Genomic DNA, 18,494 nt, shown 5'->3' on the forward strand with positions numbered 1-18,494 from the left:
ATCAGCATCATCGAGCCGTAAGGCGGCCGGAGAGTCCGCAGCAGCGCGGCTGAATCCCGCGCAGGCGACCGTCGCGCGCGCCGCGCTGGCTCGAGCCGCGGCAGCCCACCATGCGAACCCCTCGGTCCCGCTGGAGTCGGCGGACCAGACGGACAGTGCGGATGAGGCGCCGTCTCCCGCCGAACAGCAGCCGGCGCGAGGCCGGCTCGCCGGTGCCCTTCGCTGGGCGCTGGAGCGGCCCGGGGTGCTGACGGCCGCCGGTCTGACGTGCATCGGGCTGGCGACGGCACTGGTGATCACCGCCGCCGTCGGCGGCAGCCATTCTCCAGTCGTGCCGGAGCACACGGGCGGTTCCCGGGCCGGTGCGTTCCAGGACGCGAGGCCTGCAGAACCGGCCACGGATGGTGCCCTTCCGGCATCGCAGAAGGCGACGGCCGCGGCGGCGGGCGCTTCACGGAGCAGCCGTCCCGAGTCCGCTGCCGTCCCGCCGTCGCAGCAAGCGAGCTCGGCGGCGGCATCGGCCTCCGCTGCAGCGCCGTCACCCAAGGAGGAGCCGGCTGCTGCCGTGGCGGTACTCCTGCGCGTGGCGGCTTCGGGCGGGTGCCTGACTGCTCAGCAGGAGGGCCTGGTGGTCAGCGCTTGTGCCTCCGTTCCCGCCCAGGAGTGGGTGCTCGCGGACGGGATGCTGCGCTCGGGGGAACAGTGCGCGCCGTGCCCCATGGCCAGAGTGCCGACCGGACGCCGGTGGTCATGTCGGCGTGTGCAGGCCTGCCGGGGCAGCGTTTCGCACTGTCGTCGGGCAGCCTTCGGGCGGCGGAATCCGGGAAGTGCCTGGATCTGTTCGGAGGGGCGTCGGGTACGGATGTCGTGCTGTGGGAGTGCAACAGCCGCGACAACCAGCAATGGAGTACAGGCTGAGACAGCGCCGGGCAGGTCAGGACCGGGCGGTGGCCTCCAGCGGGCCGGGACGCCCGGCCCTTTTCCATGTGACGCCGGCGGTCCGGCGGCCGTGGCTCAGCCCCGTCGTGCGCGGGCAAGGAGCTGCGGCCCGTCCGGTGAGCAGGCGGAGCAGAGGCGGCGCAGGGCTGCGGCGTGCTGCCGCACGCGTGTGAGCATGGCGCGCCTGGTCGGGGCCCAGCCGGGACGTCGTGGGCGGGGCCGCATCCGCCGGCGATGTATACGTCGACCCGCCACCGCCACGCTCCCTGGGTTCTGACGCCGCCGGGTGTGAGTGGGTTGAGCAGCGTGGCCACTACGGGTTGCTGTTCGTCGAGGAACCGAATCTGCACATCCAGGCCGGCGATGTGGAAGAGAACTCCATTCGCCGTCTGTACAGAGCCCGAGAAACCCGCGTCGTCGACGAGGAAGGCAAAGCGGATCCCCGCCTCGGTCCGGAACGCCTCGGCGCGGTCCGCCCGCTGCCGCATGGTCTGTGTCTCCGTGATGTTCTGTGCCTGCGGGGGTTTTCGCCTGTGCGCTCGTGATCGTCCCGTTGTCGCTGCTTCGGGGCCGGCCGGACGCGAGCCGCCCGGCCGGCCTTGTCTTCGTCCTCACAGCCGATCCGGCGCGCGTCTACTCGCGTGCTGCCAGCAGCGTCACCGGGCGGCGGCGAGTGGCGGCCCAGGCAGCGACCAGGCTGGTTGCGGAAGCCACGGTCACGACGGTCACGATGACCGCGCCCGTCATCTGCCAGGGGACGGCGACGGCGGCGGTTCCGGTGACCTTGGCTGCGGTCACCGCCATGGCGATGAGGGTTCCGCCGGCGGCCAGCAGCCCGAGGAACAGGCCGATGAGGGTGATTGCGCAGGTCTCCAGCCATGCTGCGGCGAGGGTCTGGGTGCGGCTGAAGCCTGCGATGCGGGTGGCCGCGAACTGGGTGCGCCGGCTGGAGGCGGCGATGACGAGGGTGTTGACGACGCCGATGAGTGCGTAGACCACGCCCAGGCCCATCACCATCGTCAGAGTGCTGGCATTGGCGGACGTGCGGGCGGCGGTGTCGTCGTCGATCCAGTCGGAGAGGGTGGAGACGGTGCCCAGCCGGGCAAGAGCCGCCTTCACCCTGTCGCCTTCAGCCGGGGACTGCAGCGTGATGAAGCTGCGGGACGTGGCGTCGGCCAGCGTGGCCTTGGGCACGAGGCCGACGGGCAGCAGCAGGGTCGCCCCGCCCGCCATCTGAGTGCGGACGGCCGCGGTCACGGGCAGGCGCCCCAGGTCGACGTCGCCGATGCGCACCCCCACCTGATCCCCGGAGGAGATGCCGAGGGCGGCGGGGCCTGCGGCAACGGAGCGTCCTCGCAGTCGGGTGAGGGCGCCGCTGTCGCCGTGCGCTTGCTGGTAGGCCTGCGGAGAGATGACCAGGACACGGCTGAGTTCGGTGTAGGCCATCTCGCCGCTGCCGGTGGTGACGGCGGCGGGAACTTCGATCTCCGTGGAGGCGGTGGCCACACCGGGGATGTCGGCGATGCGTGCGGCTGTGTCGCCCCGCGCTTGGAGAACCAGGTCGGCGCGCGTGGTGGTGCGCTGTTCGTGCCGGGCCGCGGCGGTGGCCGAGGTCAGCGCAGTGAACTGGCCGAGCAGCAGTCCCACCAGGACGATGACCGGGGCTGCCGTGGAGGCGCTGCGCCAGACGTCGTCGCGGAGTTCCGCCTTGGCGAGGTGGGCCAGGGTGGAGGAGCGCCTGGTCGGTATCAGTCGGGCGATGACCGGCAGGAGCCTGGGGCCAAAGCTGGTGAAGGCGAGGACGGCGCACAGGGAGACGCACATGGCCATGGCCTGGCCACCGGCGGGTCCGCCGATCGGCGCGAGAGCGATCAGGGCCGCGGCACCCAGGAGGAAGACTCCGCCGGTGATCCACCGGGTGCGGCCGAGGGTGCGTTGGGCGGGGGCGGTGTCGCGCAGCGCCTCGAGCGGGCGGACGGTGGCGGCCCGCCGGGCGGCCGTCAGCACTCCGAGAACGGACAGGCCGATTCCCGCTGCGGCCGCGGCAGGTATGGCCCACAGGCGGAACTGCCCGCTGAAGCCGGCCGGGACGAAGTCGAGTTCGCGCAGCAGCCATGTCTGAAGCTGCATGGTGGCCAGGCCCAGAGGCGCACCACCGATGATGCCGAGCGTGCCGAGGATGACGGCCTGTCCCAGGAGCAGTTGCTTGATCTGGCGGGGTGCGGCTCCGGTGAGGCGGAGCAGGGCCAGATCGCGGCGGCGTTGGGTGACGGTGAAGGCGAAGGTTGAGGAGATGATGAAGATCGCGAGGAAGGCGGCGCAGCCCAATGTCACCGACAGGACGGTGACCGCGGTGAGGGTCTGCTCGTCGAAGTCCATGCGCTGGATCGGCGTCAGGCCGGCAGCGGGTGTGAGGGTGGCGGCAGACAGCAGCAACAGCAGGGAGGACTGCACCAGGGCGACGCCCAGGCCGACGGACAGGACGGCGCCGATGAACAGGGTGGGGCGTTCCTTGAAGCCGGACCAGCTCATGCTCCACATGGTCAGGCCTCCAGGGCGATGAGGTGGTCGGCGACGGTGCGGGCGTCGGCGCCCACCAGCTGATCGACGATGCGGCCGTCGCGCAGGAAGACGGTGGCGTCTGCGCGGGCTGCCGCAGCGGGGTCGTGGGTGACCATGATGATGGTCTGCTCGTGGTCGGCCAGGTCCCGCAGCAGGGTGAGGACTTCGGCTGCGGAGCGGGAGTCGAGCGCGCCAGTCGGCTCGTCGGCGAACAGGACGTCAGGACGGCTGATCAGGGCTCGTGCGATGGCCACGCGCTGTTGCTGGCCGCCCGACAGCTCGCGGGGCCGGTGGCCGAGGCGGCCGGACAGGCCCACGGCGGCCAGGGCCTGGTGGACGTCGGCTGCGTTCCAGTCGGCGCCTGCCAGCTTCAGCGGAAGGGCAACGTTCTGTTCGGCGGTCAGCGCGTTGATGAGGTTGAAGTTCTGGAAGATGAAGCCGATACGGTTGCGGCGCAGGGCGGTCAGTTCCTGCTCGCTGGCGTGGGTGATGTCGGTGTCCTGCAGCCAGACGCTGCCGGAATCCAGGCGTTCCAGTCCGGCGGCGCAGTGCAGCAGAGTGGACTTACCGGAGCCGGAGGGGCCCATGACGGCTGTCCATGTGCCGGGGACGAAGTCAACACTCACACAGTCCAGGGCCTTCACCGCGGTGGAGCCGCTGCCGTAGGTGCGGCTGGCCTCCCTGAGGGAGACCGCGGCGGTGGTGCGTCGGCTGGTCGATGTGGCCATGCATGTCTCGCAATCTGTGCGCAGGCCGGGGCGTCCGCCGGCGGGCGTGGGTGTGGGGTGACCATTTCGGAGCCGCTGATCGCCGGTGGCGGGGGCTGCCGGAAAGGAGGTGTGAGGGGTGCCTGCTGCGGCGTCGACGCAGGCGCCCGCGTGCCAGTGTGCCGGTGCAGTGCACTGGCCGGCATCGGTGACAGTTGCCTAAAGGCCGGCATAGCGCGCGAGGCGATGAGGTGGGGCTGCCCGGCACGTGCCTGCGGGGGAACCCTACGGCCGGCCTTGTCCTCGGGTGCGGGACGGCGCCTGCTGCGTCGGCCGTGTGTACGGCTGCGGAAGGTCCGGCTCATCGCGGGCGCGGGGTCGCGCCTTCACGATAGAGGACCAGGTGCTCGTGGTGGAGCACGCCGTCCCGGACGTCGCCGGTGGCCGTGAAGCCGGTGTCGTCGGCGTAGTCGATGTGGGTTCCCGTGACGGTGTAGGTGCCGGTACAGGCGCTTTCCAGGTCTCCGCGCGCTTCGTCGTAGCGGCCGTTGGGCAGCAGTTCCTGACGGATGTGGCCGTCTGCGGTCACCCACATGCCGACGTAGGGGTGGGGAGCGTCTTCCGGCCGGCGGTGTCTGGTGCCGGGGCCGCCGCAGTACTTGTCGCCCGGGACGGTGCGGGCGGCTGGTCCGTTGCCGGCACGCTCGTGAGCCCGGCGGCGACTAGGCCGTCGGCGATGCGGATCGTGGTCAGGCGTGGGGTGCCCATGGCTGTGTCTCGTGAGAGTTGGAGGGAAAGGTCGCAGCGTCGTTCGACAGCGCGGTCGTTGCTCCGGTGTGCGGCTTCTGCCGTGGCGCGGCGGGCTGCGCGACCGAGGGGCCGGGGCGCGAGCGTCCGGGCACGTGAACGGCTGCTGGGGTGAGGCGGCGCAGCGGCGTGACCCGCATCTGGATGGCGAGTCGATCAGGGGTCTTCATGCCTCGATCGTCGCGCCTGCGAGCGGCGGCAACCAGGGCCGGTTCTACCGGGGAGCGCCCTTCCTGGCACTGGCGATGACAGGATGCCGGCGTGCCGGCGTCGGCTGGCGCGCTTGTGTCCCTGCCTGCAGTGTGCTGACCGCCCCCGCCACGCCGGCGAACCGCGCCTGGCCGCTTGGCCGAGCTCGCCGGGGAGCGTGAGGCCCTCATGCCGTGAGGTGCCGGTGCCGTAGGGCCGCGGTGTCCCTGCGGTCCTACGGCAACAGGAGGCTTGTGTCGAAAGCTGCCGATCGGTGCGCTCAGCGTCCCGCGCGACCTGCTCGCGCGCTCAGCCGGCCGCTCGCGTCAGACGCTTCGCCCCGGGCGGGCTGCCGGGGTGAAGGCGACAGGCAGGCGGACGGGACCGCGGGTGATGCCTGCAGGCAGCCATGCCACGGGCTGCTCCGGCTCGGCCCAGGCCAGGTCAGGCAGCCGGGAAAGCAGTACCCGCAGCGCGATGTCCCCTTCCAGGCGGGCCAGGGGAGCGCCGATGCAGTAGTGGATGCCATGGCCGAAGGCAGCATGGCGGGCCTGCTTGCGGAGCACGTCCAGCTGGTCGGGGTCGGCTCCGGGCTCGACGGGCGCGTCCCGGCCGGCGGAGGTCAGGGCGATGGTGACGGTCTCAGCCGCCTTGATCAGCCTGCCGCCCAGCTCGAACGCCTCGGTGGCGAAGCGGGTGGGCGTGATCTCCAGCGGCGGGTCGTAGCGGAGGAACTCCTCGACGGCACCCGGGATGTGCTCGGGGTTCTCACGCAGGAGGCGTGCCTGCTCGGGGTGGTCGAGCAGCGCGACCATGGCGTTGCCGAGCAGGTTGACGGTGGTTTCGTGGCCGGCGACCACCAGGATGACGGCTGTGCCGAGCAGCTCGGTGTCGGACAGCTTGCCGGAGTCCTCGTCCCGGACCGCGATCAGCCGCGACAGCAGATCGTCCGCAGGAGCTCGCCGCTTGCCTTTCAGCAGCCCGCTCAGGTAGCCGTTCAGGGCGAGAAGTCCGGCACGCTGCTGCTCGGACGGGAGTCCCATGGAGTGCCGCGTCCATGCCAGCAGGTCCTCTCGGGCGTCCTCTGGCACTCCCAGCAGCTCGGAGATCACTGTGATCGGCAGGGGCGTGGTGTAGGAGGAGACGAGATCGGTGCTGTCCTGCTCGGCGAAGGAATCGATCAACTCGTGGGCGAGCTCCTCCACGCGAGGCGCCAGTTTCTCCACCGCTTGGGTGGTGAAGACGCCCGAGACCAAGCGGCGCAGGCGGGTGTGCTCCGGAGGGTCGGCCATCAGCATGTTGCCGCCGAAGCCGCTTCCGGCCAGCAGGATGTGGCGTCCGGACGCGCGCAGTTGCTCGGCGAACGGCTCGGGGTCCTTGCTCAGCTTGGGATGGGCCAGTGCCTCGCGGGCCAGCTCGTAGCCGACCACGACCCAGCCGAGGGAGCCATCGGCCATGCGGACGCGGTGGATGGGGCCCTGCCGGCGCAGCACGGCGTATTGCTGGTGGGCTTCGGCCTTGAACTCCGCAGTTCCGATGCGAGGCAATGGCGCATCGTCGGCAGAGGTGTCGTGCGTGATCATGCTTCACTGTCCGGCCGACCCCCGCTCATCCGCCAGACCAGCTGTAGGCCACTTCCCGCCCGTTCACCGCTCACCCTGCTCACCCATGGACAGCGGCCCTCTTGCACCGCTGTGGCAGGCGGGCTGGTAAGCCGGGCCGGCTCGGCGTCTGTCCGCCAGTACCCAGGTACTCCTCATGTCTCACCCCGTCCGGTACTGCTGCCCGTCGGCTACCCAGTTGGGAGCGTGCCGGCGCTGGCACCTCCAGGCTGGGCGGATGCGGCGCCTCGCGTGTAGGTGGATTTCGCCGATCTTCACCGGGAGACGCTGCGGTCCGCGTGCGCGCTCTGTACGACGTCCGGCCGGTGCGGTAGCTTCGCCTCGCCCCTGTGGTGTGAATCGTTTCAATCCATGGTGATTGGGAGAAGAGGCCGTATGCGCCCGAGTGTTGAGCCGTCCTCGCAGGAAGGACCGGGCCGCCGCGCCGTGGTCGTGGCCGGGGCGAGCGCCATGGTCCTGTCGGTCACCGGCGTCTCTGCCGCCGCCGGAACGCCCGCCACACAAGAGGACTTCCAGATGGCTGCCGGCAGGTCCTGGCAGCGTTACGTCCGGGCTCCCGCGTCGACGACCGTGCGCCCGGTGCGGGTCCTGGCCAGCACGGGAGACGTGCAGCGGCCCGACGCGCTGCTGCGGGCGGGCGGAGGGGCCACTGTGCTGCGGCGCGAGAAGCCGGCTGTCCCGCCGCGCTGGCCTGAGGGCACCGTCGCCGAGGCCTCGTCCGCACACGCCGGCAACTCCGGCAACGACGGCCAGCCGCGGACCTACGACGCGGGCAACGCCATCGACGGCGATCCGGACACCTTCTGGAACGACGACACCATCGCGGCCGGGCCCGACACGCTGACCATCACCCTGCCCGCCCCGCAGCGTCTGACCGGTCTCACCGTGGTCTCCAACAGCGACGGCGTGCCCACCGCCTTCACGGTCGAGACCTGGCAGGCCGGCGCGTGGCAGACGGCCGCCACCGTGACAGGCAACGATGTCATCCAGTGTGCCGTCCCCTTCGCCGCCGCCGTGACCACCGACAAGGTCCGCATCAGCGTGACAGCGGTGCAGGACACACCCCGAGGCGCCTTCACACGCGTGAACGAGGTGTGGCCCGAAGCGGTCCCCGCTGTGTCGCCGCCGAGTGTCACCCTCGACTTCGGCAAGGTGGTCGTCGGCTATCCGCAGATCCGCTTCACGGCGGCCTCCGACAACTCCCCCGGCGTCCGCCTGGCCTTCTCCGAGACCAAGCAGTTCCTGACCGACCGCTCCGACTTCACACGCTCCGACCAGGCCGGCAGCGCCGGGCAGGGAACGGACCAGTTCGCCGTCCCCGCCCAGGGCGCCGACTGGAAGGACCGCAAGGGCTACCAGGCCGGCGACAAGGTCTACGCCGACGGCCTGCACGGATTCCGCTACCTCAAGATCACTCTGGATGCGCTGGCCTCCGACGCCCCCGCGGCCCAGCCCTGGGGCATGGTCGCCATCGACTCCGTCACCGTGGACTTCACCGCCTACCTCGGCACGCCGGACACCTATCGTGGCTGGTTCGAGTGCTCCGAGGAGGACCTCAACCGCTACTGGTACGGGGCCTCCTACACCAACGAGCTGGTCACGGACACCTTCCGTCGCGACGACGTCGATCCCCGCAACGCCTTCAGCCCCTCACTCGAGGGCAAGCTGGTGCTGCACGACGGCCCGAAGCGCGACCGCGACCCCTATGTAGGCGACCTGGCCGTCTCCGCGCGCACCCTCTACCTCACCCACGACGAGGCCGCGGCCGCCGCCCGCAATGTGCTGGCGGACCTCGCCGACCATCAGCGCGCCGACGGATGGATCCCCCCGGCGTCCATCGCCGGCTACGACCTCCGTCTGTTCGACTATCCGCTGTGGTGGGTGACGTGCAGCTGGGACTACGTGCTGTACACCGCTGACCGCCCCTACGCCGTGCGCTACTGGCACCACCTGCTGAAAGTGCTCGACCAGTGGTACCCCAGCGTCACGGACGACGCCGGGCTGCTCAGCAAAGGCCTCAACGGGACAGCGGGCTACGGCGATTACGCCTTCCTCGACCGCACCGGACGGATCACCTACTACAACACCCTGTACGTGCAGGCCCTCAACGACGCCTCTCGCCTCGCACGATGGCTCGGGCACGATGCCGACGCCGCCCGGTGGACCCGGCGCGCCAACGAGGTCGCCCGCGCCATCAACACGCACCTGTGGGACGCCACCGCCGGCGCCTACCTCGACTCCGCGACCGGACCCGTCCGACACGCCCAGGACGGCAACGCCATCGCCGTCACCGCAGGAGTCGCCGACCCGGAACGAGCAGCGAGCCTGCTCGACCACCTCGACGCCTCCACCCGGCTGCGCTACGGCAACGCGTTCATGGACAACGACACCATCTTCGGCGGCGCCTCACAGCGCGTGTACGCCTTCACCTCGTACCCGGAGATCGTCGCCCGGTTCCTGGCCGGCCGAGCCGACTCCGCCGTAGACCAGATACGGCGGACCTACGGCTGGATGGACTCACACGACCCCGGCACCACCCACTGGGAAGGCATCGGCCCCAACGGCTCTTTGTACGAAGGCGCTTATACGAGCATGGCGCACGGCTGGTCCACCGGGGTCCTGCCCGCCCTGACGCACCAGCTACTCGGCGCTGTTCCCACTGCGCCCGGATACGCGACCTGGGAGGTACGCCCGCATCCGGCCTCCGTCGCCTGGGCGCGTGGCCAACTGCCCACCCCGCACGGTGGGCTGCGTGTGCAGTGGCACAACGCGCCCGGACGGTTCGACCTGACCGTCCAGGCGCCTGCGGCGACCAGCGGCGTCATCGCTCTCCCGCACGCCCCGGCCGCCTCACATGTACGCGTCGGCGGACGGCTGGTGTGGAACGGACGGTCCGGCACAGGGGATGTGAAGGTCGTCGACGGGCGGGTGACGCTGACGGGTCTCGATGCCGGCACCCACCGCGTCCTGGTCACGCACGACTGAGAACTGCCCGGATCCAGTGCCAAGGATGACCGACACCGGATCCGGGCAACCGGGTAGTGCTGGGGCGCCGTGCTCCCGTAGGACGGGACGTTGCCACCCACCCCGGCCGGGGCCGGGGTGGGGTCAACTGCGCGTAATGCCGGGGATGCCGAGGTGTTCGAGCCGCTGGCGGAGGACCGGCGTGAGGGCTTCCACGTAGGTCTCGGCGAGGTGGCTCTCGTCGCGGTAGACGAACGTGTCGGCCACGACGCTCGGGCAGGCGCCCAGGCGAGGGCACAGCCAGAGCTGGGGATCCACGACGGTGGCGCCGGCGTGCAGGGCCGCGGTGCGGCCGGCTTCCCGCAGGACCGGTGACTTCACGGCCGCGCCCCGCTCGGATTCGCAGCGATGCAGGTCCACGGAGTTGCGGGCAGCGCATTCGACGGCGTCGCCCTTGGGCCACGGGTTGTCGAGGGTGACGATCACACGGTCCGCGGCGTGGGCGAGCCTGCGGTAGACGCGGTCGTAGCCGGCCGCCCACTCCTTCTGCGGATTGGCCATCTCCCGGGCGGACTTGGCCGCCTCGGACGAGGACGCCACGACCAGCATCGGGTGCAGCCGCTCGATCCGCTCCAGGGCCTTTTCCCTCCAGGCGTCGCAGGCAGTGTAGGGCCGGTTCTGGGCGATGATGGTGATGTCGGCGGTCTTGCACGACGACTTCGTCAAGGACACCAGCTTCCACCCGTGGTCGCGGCTGAGGTGGTCCCAGGCGGGAAACCACTGCGCGGCGTGGGAGTCACCGAAGAGGACGACGACCTTGTCGGAGGCGCGGTCGCCGTACACGCACGCTGGGGACTGCGCGGCGTCGTAGTTGACGTGGCAGTTGTCGCGGTAGATCGCCGAGCGCTGCTTCTTCACTTCGGTCAGGGCGGGCGTGAGATTGCTGGGCAGTCCGGGCGCGGGCTGGGTGAGGAGCTGGGCGAGCCGGGCCTGGGGGTCGGGTGCGGTGGCCAGCAGCGAGGCCAGGTGGCGGGCGCGCTCTCCGGTGCTGATGGCCGGCGGGAAGGACGCGGCGATCAAAGCGGTGCACACGACGGTTGCCGACAGGCCGGCGCCGACGGTGAGTGCGGCCCGTGGCCGGCGCCGCAGCGTGCGATGGTGACGGAGCGGGTTTTCCACCAGCTGCAGGCTCAGCCAAGCCAGCATCAGGGCGGCACCGCTGAGCGCGAGGGCGAGTTGCGGGGTCGGGGTGCGGCCCAGGGCCGCGGGGCCGAGCATCAGAAGCGGCCAGTGCCACAGGTACCAGCCGTAGGAGACGTCGCCGGCGAAGGTGGCCGGCCGCATGCTGAGCAGCCGCGCGGCGCCGTAGGGGGAGGGCACGGAGCCGCCCGTGATCACCGGGGCAGTGCCGAGCACCGGCAGGAGTGCCAAGCTGCCGGGGTAGGCCGTGTCGTCGCCGTAGAGCACGGCTGCGGCCATGATGGCGATCAGCCCCAGCCATCCGTTCGCGACGCCCACGGCACGTGGCAGGCGCGACAGCGAGCCACCGGTCCATGCCAGCAGACCACCGGCGCCCAGTTCCCACAGGCGGGTGTGCGGGCCGAAGTATGCCCAGGGCGATGACGTCTGTACCGCGTGGACGCTCCAGGCCAAGGAGAGCGAGCAGAGCGCGAGCAACGGCAGGATCCGCAGCCATGGCCGGTGCAGCAGCTTGAAGGTGATCAACAGCAGGAGCGGCCACAGCAGGTAGAACTGCTCCTCTACGGACAGCGACCACATGTGCTGGAACGGCGACGGTGTGGCGCCCTCCCGCAGATAGTCGGTTCCGGCTGTGGCGAGGTCGATGTTCATGAAGTAGAGCGCGCCGGCCAGCGCGTCGTGGAGGAACTCCTCGTAACGGATCTTCGACGCGAGGAACCGGCATGCCACCAGGGTGGTCAGGCCGACCAGGGTGGCCAGCGGCAGGAGACGCAGCGCGCGCCTGGCGTAGAAGCGGCGCAGGCGCAGCGTCCCGGTGCGGTGGGCTTCCCCCAGCAGGCCGGAGGTGATGACGAACCCGGAGACGACGAAGAAGACGTCGACTCCGACGTATCCGCCGGCGAGGTGCGGGAGTCCGGCGTGTCCGAGCACCACGAGGACAACGGCCAGACCGCGCAGCCCCTGGATGTCCGGTCTGAAGACCAGGGGGCTTTGCCCGCTTGGGATGCGGTGGGTGCGCGCAGGCGCTGTGGCGCCGCGCCGGGCGAGGGGCGGGGAGTGCCGCCGCGGTGGAAGAAGGAGGACGTCGCGGGAAGGGTCACGTCCTGGAACTGTCCGCAGTCCGCGAGGGGTTCGCGTTAGTCAGATCACAGCGGAGGCGGTCGCCTCCGCTGGCACTTGCGATACCGGGCGTGTCCTGGTGGAGGAATCCGCAGCAGGCGGCACAGGCTCGCCGCCAGAGGTAGCGAGCGGCTGTCTCGACGCCCGTGCGGCCGCGCCGCCTGCAACACGGTGTACCGGCGCCGGCCCGAGCGCGACGTGTGGCGAGGAAGTAGGCGGCGATCACCGATGAAAGTGCGACATCTCCCGGCGAGTGTGGACGCGCAAGAGGCGCGGGAACGCTGCGGGCCGTCGACGCACATGGCACGGTCCCGTCCTTGCCGTCCGACACCCCTGCTCCCCGCCGTTGGAGGGAGGGGACACATTGTCGGGTTTCCGATATCAGAAGATCACAGCATCTGCCGTGGCCGTGACAACCGCGCTGGCGTTCGGCATGACCGGTGGCTCGCACGCCGCACAGCCCACGCGGTCCGCCGCTGCGTGGACGAGGGCCGTGCCGAGCGCCCATGCCCGCACTGTCACGCTCGTCACCGGTGACCGGGCGCAGGTCGACGTCAGAGGCCGGGTCACCGGCGTCATCCCCGGCAAGGGCCGGGAAAGGATACCGATCGCACGCAAGGTGGTGCGCGGGCACACCTACGTTCTTCCGCTGGATGCATCCCCGCTCATCGCTTCCGGCGCGCTGGACCGCCGCCTGTTCGACGTCACCGACCTGATGGCGTCCGGTTACGATGACAGTGGCCGGGGGACGCTGCCGCTGATCGTGTCCTACACCGCTTCGGTGACGGCGAAGAGGACACTCGCGGCCGCCAACGCCAAGGTCACCCGGGCACTTCCCGCGGTCGACGGCGCAGCGCTGCGCGTCCCCAAGTGGTCCGCCGTGCAGACGTGGAACGCGCTGACGGACAGCCGGGCAGACCGCCGGCGCAGTCTCTCCCCCGGGATCGACGCCATCTGGCTCGACGGGGTGCGCCATGCCACGCTGGATCGCAGCACCGCGCAGATCGGCGCCCCGCGGGCGTGGGAGGCCGGCTGGACCGGCAAGGGCGTGCGCGTCGCCGTTCTCGACACGGGCGTGGACCAGACCCACCCTGACCTGCAGGACGCGGAAATCGCGGAGAAGAACTTCTCCGACGCCGCCGACGCGGTGGACCGTGCCGGCCACGGCACCCACGTGGCCTCGGTCATCACCGGCTCCGGGGCCCGATCCGAGGGCCTCTACAAGGGCGTGGCTCCCGACGCCCAGATCCTGGACGGCAAGGTCCTCGACGACCAGGGCAGCGGTACCGACTCCGGCATTCTCGCGGGCATCGACTGGGCCGTGAGCGAGGGCGCACGCGTTATCAACATGAGCCTGGGCGCGCCCGATTCGCCGGGCCTGGACCCGGTGGAGCAGGCCGTCAACAAGTACAGCGAAGAGAACGGAGTCCTCTTCGCGATCGCGGCCGGCAACAACGGCCCCGGACCGGCCACTCTGGACTCCCCCGGCAGCGCCGCGCAGGCCCTGACGGTGGGCGCCGTCGACGACGCGGACACCGTCGCCGACTTCTCCAGCCGGGGACCGACGATCGACGGCACTCTCAAGCCGGGCCTCGCAGCCCCCGGTGTCGACATCGTCGCAGCCAAGGCGGCCGAGGGCTACCAGGGGGACCCCGCCGCGGACGGTTAGTCTCCATGTCCGGAACCTCCATGGCGACCCCACACTCGGCGGGCGCCGCAGCGTTGCTTGCGCAACAGCATCCCGGCTGGAGCGGCCTTGAGATCAAGCAGGCGCTGACCTCGTCGGCCGTCGGCGGCACGAAGGCCTCCCCCTTCCAGCAGGGCAGCGGCCGCCTGGACGTGGGCGAGGCCGTCACCCAGACCGTCGTCGGGGAGCAGACCTCGCTGGACTTCGGCACGCAGCGCTGGCCGCACGACGACGACCAGACCCTGGTGAGGCATCTGGCCTACCGCAACATGGACAGCGCCGCGATCACCCTTGACCTGGCCATCGAGGCGGCCGGTGAGGGCGGGCAGAGCGCGCCGGCGGATCTGTTCACGCTGGACACAAAGCGGGTGACGGTCCCGGCCGACGGATCGGCCCAGGTGAGCATCATGGCCGACACCTCACGCAGCATGCCCGACGGTGTCTTCGGCGGAGCTGTCGTCGCCACGGCCGGCACGCAGTCCGTCCGCACCGCGCTGGTGGTCACCCGTGAGGTCGAGTCCTACGACGTGACGCTCGACTTCGTGGCTGCCGACGGCACGCCCGCCGACGCCACCGCCAGCGTCGTCGGCCTGGACAACGACGTCTTCGTCACTCCGCAGGCGACGAACGGCAAGGCCACGCTGCGGCTCCCCCACGGGACGTACAGCATCGAGGCACCGGTCTATACGGACGGCGCTCTGGCCCTGATGGTCAGCCCAGAGCTCGATCTTAGGGCCGACACCGCTCTGACCTTCGACGCCCGCAAGGCACGGCCCGTCGCCATCACCGCGAGGTGGGCGTGTCGAGTGCTGGAGAGCTGACCGCGGCGCGCATTGACGCGTCGGCCGAGGTGGATCCGGGGCGATGCCCGGTGTGGAGGTCGGCTGGCAGCGCTGCTACCAGTGAGCGATCAAGCCCATGGACTCAGGGATCAGCCCGTCGTGACGGCATCCCCCACCTCTCAATCGAACCTATGACCGATTAGCGCCTCGGGGCAGGAGCCGGACCACGGCGTCAGTGCGCTGCGCATGCTGTTCCTCGACTCCGCCGCGAAGACCTTCTACCACAATCCCGAACGCGCCAGGCACCGCGCTGTGGCCGAACTCCAGCAGACAGCGGCCCAGACACCGGACGCCCCGCGCATCCTGGAACTCGTCGGAGAACTCGAGGTACTCAGTGGCGACTTCCGCTCGCTATGGGCGAGGGAGTACAGGTATGCCCCTCCGTACGACGTCAAGCGCATGCACCACTCGTGGGCGACCTGGAGCTGCACCATGAGGCGCTCAACGTCCCCAGCGCTCCCGGCCGGCAGCTGATCATTTTGCAAGCGGCACCCGTCTCACTCTCGGCCGACGCACTCGCGCTGCTGGGTTCCATCAGGGCACTAGCGCTCCCGCAGCAACAGGCACCTGGCATCGAGAACCGACTCGAATGCTGACATGCCCCTGCCACGACATGTTGGCCTACCTCGTGCGCGACGCACGCGACAGGCGGCCTTTCCTAGGAAGAACTCTCCCAGGTAAACCATGGCCTGCCTGTCCGTTTACCAAGCGGCCATCCTTTTTCTCAGGCCCCGGAGCAAGCCGGGACCGGATGCTTTCGAAGAGCGCGAAGGAGAGGGAAATGGTCAGCACACAGGAAGCGCCGGTGTGGCTGGTGACGGGCTGTTCGACCGGCTTCGGCCGCAGCATCGCCGCCCACCTCCTGGACGAAGGATTCCGCGTGGTCGTCACCGCCCGGAGGACCGAACAAGTCAAGGAACTCGCTGCCCGCGACAACGCGTTCGCCGTGGCGCTGGACGTCACCAGTCGGGACAGTGTGGCGGAAGCCGTACGTCAGGCCGAGGAGCACTTCGGCCGGATCGATGTGGTGGTCAACAACGCGGGCATCGGCTACTTCGCAGCCGTGGAGGAGACCGATCCGGAGACGGTCGACCGGCTCTTCGACGTCAACTTCCACGGTGTCGCCCGTGTCATCCACGCGGTGCTGCCGGGGATGCGAGCCCGCCGGTCGGGCACGATCGTAAACCTGACCTCCATCGGCGGTCTGGTCGGTCATCCGGCTGTCGGGTACTACTGCGCCGCCAAGTTCGCCGTGGAGGGCCTCTCGGAGAGCCTGCGCCACGAGGTGGAGCCCCTCGGCATCTCGGTCATGACGGTCGAGCCGTCCGCGTTCCGCACCGACTGGGCCGGTTCCTCGCAGGAGACGCAGGACCCGATCGCGGACTACGACCAGACCGCCGGCGCCGCCCGCCGGGCGTACCACGAATCGGTCGGCAAGCAGGCAGGCGATCCGGACCGCGCGGCCCGTGCACTGCTCGCGGCGGTCACAGCCCCCGTTCCTCCGCACCACCTGCTCCTCGGCGCGGACGCCTACGACCTGGCCACCGCCCAGCTCGCGTCCCATGCCGAGGAGTTCAAGGCCTGGGAGAAGACCACCCGCAGCGCGGACTTCCCAGCGGGCGAGTAAAAGGACGCACCCGCGCTGCCCCGCGATCCGAGCAGCGCGCGCCAGAAACAGATCGTCCCGTAACGCGACAACACACAGCGCACGTACATCCCGAAAGGAACAGTCATGTCTCGCTTCGACGGCAAGGTCGCAGTCATCACCGGTGGCGGCTCCGGTATCGGGCTGGCCGCGGCGCACCGCCTTCTGGACGAAGGCGCCTCGGTCGTGATCTCCGGACGCCGCAAGGACCGTCTGGAGCAGGCGGCTGCCGACATGCCGCAGGACCGTGTCCTGATTTTTGCCGCCGACGTGTCCGTCCGCGCGGAGTGCGACGGCCTGATCCAGGCCGCGGTCAACCGCTTCGGCCGCCTCGACACCCTCGTCAACGCCGCCGGCATGAACCTCGTCGGCAGCGTGGAGGACACCTCCGACGAAGACTGGCAGAAGTGCGTGGGCGCGGACCTGAGCAGCGTCTTCTACACCACCCGTGCCGCACTGCCGCACTTGCGCGCCACCAAGGGCTCCATCGTCAACATCGGTTCCGTTTCATCTCTCGGAGGTGGCTGGTCGCACGCCGGCTACAACGCCGTCAAGGCAGCCGTCGCCAACCTCACACGCTCCGTCGCCTGCGACGAGGGCAAGCATGGCGTCCGGGCCAACACCGTATGCCCCGGCCTCACGGTCACCGAGATGGTCGACGCCATCATGGACGACGACGCGCTGCTGGAGAAGGCATGGGAGCGCATCCCCCTGCGCCGCGCCGCGCTGGCCCACGAGGTTGCCTCCGCCATCGCCTACCTCGCCAGTGACGAGGCCGCCATCATCACCGGCATCACCCTCCCCGTCGACGGCGGTCAGACGTGCACCGACGGCGGACCCGAGTGGGGCAAGTAGGCCAAGGACGACAAAAACCGTTCCTGAGCGGCGGCTGGTCGGCATGGCCCCTGCGGCCGACCAGCCACCGCTGCCACACCCCCTTCGCCCGATCTCCTGCGATCTCCCGAGGAGAGATGCCATGAACGGCTCCACAGTCGTCCTGACCGGCGCCACGAGCGGCATCGGTGAAGCGGCGGCCCGCCTCTTCGCCGCCACCGCCGGTCGGCTGATCATCCACGGACCCGAGAGCCAGAACCGGGTCGCACCGCTGCTGACCGCCCTCTCCTCGACCGGAAGAGCCGAACTGCACTACGTGCAAGCCGACTTCGACGATCTCGATCAGGTCGTCTCCCTGGCCGCTCGTATCCGCGAACTCACGGACACCGTGGATGTCCTGGTCAACAACGCGGGAAGGCCGGGAGCCAAACGGCGCACTGTGAGCAGGAACGGCTACGAGGCGACCCTCCAGACCAACTACCTGGCGGCGGTGCTCCTCACGCGCCATCTCGCGACCGTTCTGCCATCACCCGACGGACGCGTGGTGCACGTGGCCTCCGCCACCCACCGGTCGGTGACGCTCGACCTCGAGGACATCAGCCTTGAGCGCGACTACAGCCCAGTGCGCGCGTATGCAACATCCAAACTGGCCATGGTGGCCCATGCCGTCACCCAGGCCGAAGAGTGGCGGCCCGAAGGCCCCCAGATCGTCAGCATCAGCCCGGGCGTGATCAGTACCAGGCTGCTGCACGCCATGTTCGCCGTGCGCGGTGCGGCTCCGGAACACGGCGCAAAGAACCTCGTCGAGGCGGCGACCCGGTCTATTCCCGTTTCAGGCGGCTACATCGACGACGGACGTCCCGCCGAGCCCAGCGCCCAGGTGCGCGACCCCGCCTTCCGTAGGCGGCTGCACACGGTCACGTCCCGTCTTCTCGCCGACTGGATGTAACCACCAGGCCTGCACCCACGACGCCCTCCCCGCCAGTTCCCTCAGGACTCAAAACCCAGGAGAGGAGCAGCCTTCATAAGAGGCTTCCAGGCGAATACGTCCGAATACACAAGGAAAAGCCACTGTGCCGAACAGGGCAGTGAAATGAGGAAAGAGGAAGGCTTGGCCTGTCTCGCGCCCACCGGTCGCACGACCAGGCGAGCTTCTCGGGGATGTCCGCGCGGTGTGCCGTGTCGGCGGTGTATTCGGCAGCCCGCGTGTCATGGCCTGATTGGTATGAATAAGGGCGTTCCCCACCCGGATCACTCCGGTGGCGACGGGGCCGGCCCCCGCGCCCCCCGCCCCCCCCGGGGGTCGGGACCCCCCCGGCCGGGGGCCCCCGCCCGCCCCCGGGGCGGGGGCCAGGGGGGCAAGGCCGGGCGGCCGCG

13 protein-coding genes and 2 pseudogenes are annotated in these 18,494 nt (G+C 70.2%); 9 read left to right on the plus strand and 6 right to left on the minus strand.

Features of this window, described 5'->3' with window-relative positions; translation table 11 throughout:
* Positions 1 to 711 precede the first annotated feature (711 nt).
* Positions 712 to 918 carry an RICIN domain-containing protein gene (locus ACH4U7_RS50370; protein ID WP_398534487.1) on the plus strand — a complete coding sequence of 69 codons (207 nt, stop codon included), beginning with the start codon at positions 712 to 714 and terminating at the stop codon, positions 916 to 918.
* A 341-nt stretch (positions 919 to 1,259) separates the two neighbouring features.
* A complete protein-coding gene (locus tag ACH4U7_RS50375) occupies positions 1,260 to 1,484 on the plus strand; it encodes a hypothetical protein (RefSeq protein ID WP_398534488.1) in 225 nt (74 codons plus the stop codon).
* A gap of 88 nt (positions 1,485 to 1,572) precedes the next feature.
* Here the strand turns inward: ACH4U7_RS50375 and ACH4U7_RS50380 are convergent, their stop codons facing one another.
* The 5 genes and pseudogenes from ACH4U7_RS50380 to ACH4U7_RS50400 all read right to left on the minus strand — a co-directional run bounded on the left by ACH4U7_RS50380 (position 1,573) and on the right by ACH4U7_RS50400 (position 6,751).
* Positions 1,573 to 3,471, minus strand: a complete 1,899-nt coding sequence (locus ACH4U7_RS50380) for an FtsX-like permease family protein (protein WP_398534489.1) — start codon at positions 3,469 to 3,471, stop codon at positions 1,573 to 1,575.
* Between the two features lie 11 nt (positions 3,472 to 3,482).
* On the minus strand, positions 3,483 to 4,229 hold the full coding sequence (locus tag ACH4U7_RS50385) for an ABC transporter ATP-binding protein (RefSeq protein ID WP_398534490.1): 747 nt from the start codon (positions 4,227 to 4,229) through the stop codon (positions 3,483 to 3,485).
* A gap of 340 nt (positions 4,230 to 4,569) precedes the next feature.
* Positions 4,570 to 4,812 (minus strand): annotated as a pseudogene (locus ACH4U7_RS50390) (Atu4866 domain-containing protein); the annotation flags it as partial.
* 145 nt (positions 4,813 to 4,957) lie between these two features.
* Positions 4,958 to 5,185, minus strand: coding sequence for a hypothetical protein (locus ACH4U7_RS50395; protein WP_398534491.1), 228 nt, complete (start codon positions 5,183 to 5,185; stop codon positions 4,958 to 4,960).
* A gap of 345 nt (positions 5,186 to 5,530) precedes the next feature.
* On the minus strand, positions 5,531 to 6,751 hold the full coding sequence (locus ACH4U7_RS50400; protein ID WP_398534492.1) for a cytochrome P450: 1,221 nt from the start codon (positions 6,749 to 6,751) through the stop codon (positions 5,531 to 5,533).
* 450 nt (positions 6,752 to 7,201) lie between these two features.
* Between ACH4U7_RS50400 and ACH4U7_RS50405 the strand changes: the two genes are divergently transcribed.
* Positions 7,202 to 9,811: an alpha-L-rhamnosidase C-terminal domain-containing protein gene (locus ACH4U7_RS50405; protein WP_398534493.1), complete on the plus strand. Its 2,610-nt coding sequence runs from the start codon at positions 7,202 to 7,204 to the stop codon at positions 9,809 to 9,811.
* 123 nt (positions 9,812 to 9,934) lie between these two features.
* Here the strand turns inward: ACH4U7_RS50405 and ACH4U7_RS50410 are convergent, their stop codons facing one another.
* Positions 9,935 to 12,109 (minus strand): acyltransferase family protein, encoded by a 2,175-nt coding sequence (locus ACH4U7_RS50410; protein WP_398534508.1) that lies wholly within the window; start codon positions 12,107 to 12,109, stop codon positions 9,935 to 9,937.
* A 403-nt stretch (positions 12,110 to 12,512) separates the two neighbouring features.
* On the opposite strand from ACH4U7_RS50410, the gene ACH4U7_RS50415 reads away from it, so the two are divergent.
* The 6 genes and pseudogenes from ACH4U7_RS50415 (at position 12,513) to ACH4U7_RS50440 (ending at position 18,066) form a co-directional block, all read left to right on the plus strand.
* On the plus strand, positions 12,513 to 13,778 hold the full coding sequence (locus tag ACH4U7_RS50415) for a S8 family serine peptidase (RefSeq protein WP_398534494.1): 1,266 nt from the start codon (positions 12,513 to 12,515) through the stop codon (positions 13,776 to 13,778).
* Positions 13,779 to 13,798: 20 nt separating this feature from the next.
* The gene (locus ACH4U7_RS50420; protein ID WP_398534495.1) at positions 13,799 to 14,617 is read left to right on the plus strand and encodes a S8 family serine peptidase; all 819 of its coding nucleotides are present in this window, start codon (positions 13,799 to 13,801) and stop codon (positions 14,615 to 14,617) included.
* A 207-nt stretch (positions 14,618 to 14,824) separates the two neighbouring features.
* A pseudogene (locus tag ACH4U7_RS50425) lies at positions 14,825 to 15,234 on the plus strand (hypothetical protein).
* Between the two features lie 185 nt (positions 15,235 to 15,419).
* Positions 15,420 to 16,265 carry an oxidoreductase gene (locus ACH4U7_RS50430; RefSeq protein ID WP_398534496.1) on the plus strand — a complete coding sequence of 282 codons (846 nt, stop codon included), beginning with the start codon at positions 15,420 to 15,422 and terminating at the stop codon, positions 16,263 to 16,265.
* A 105-nt stretch (positions 16,266 to 16,370) separates the two neighbouring features.
* A complete protein-coding gene (locus ACH4U7_RS50435) occupies positions 16,371 to 17,138 on the plus strand; it encodes an SDR family NAD(P)-dependent oxidoreductase (protein ID WP_398534497.1) in 768 nt (255 codons plus the stop codon).
* A 121-nt stretch (positions 17,139 to 17,259) separates the two neighbouring features.
* A complete protein-coding gene (locus ACH4U7_RS50440; RefSeq protein WP_398534498.1) occupies positions 17,260 to 18,066 on the plus strand; it encodes an SDR family NAD(P)-dependent oxidoreductase in 807 nt (268 codons plus the stop codon).
* Positions 18,067 to 18,494 lie beyond the last annotated feature (428 nt).

This window comes from Streptomyces sp. NPDC020845, assembly GCF_044334165.1.
In the GTDB taxonomy this organism is placed as follows: Bacteria; Actinomycetota; Actinomycetes; order Streptomycetales; family Streptomycetaceae; genus Streptomyces.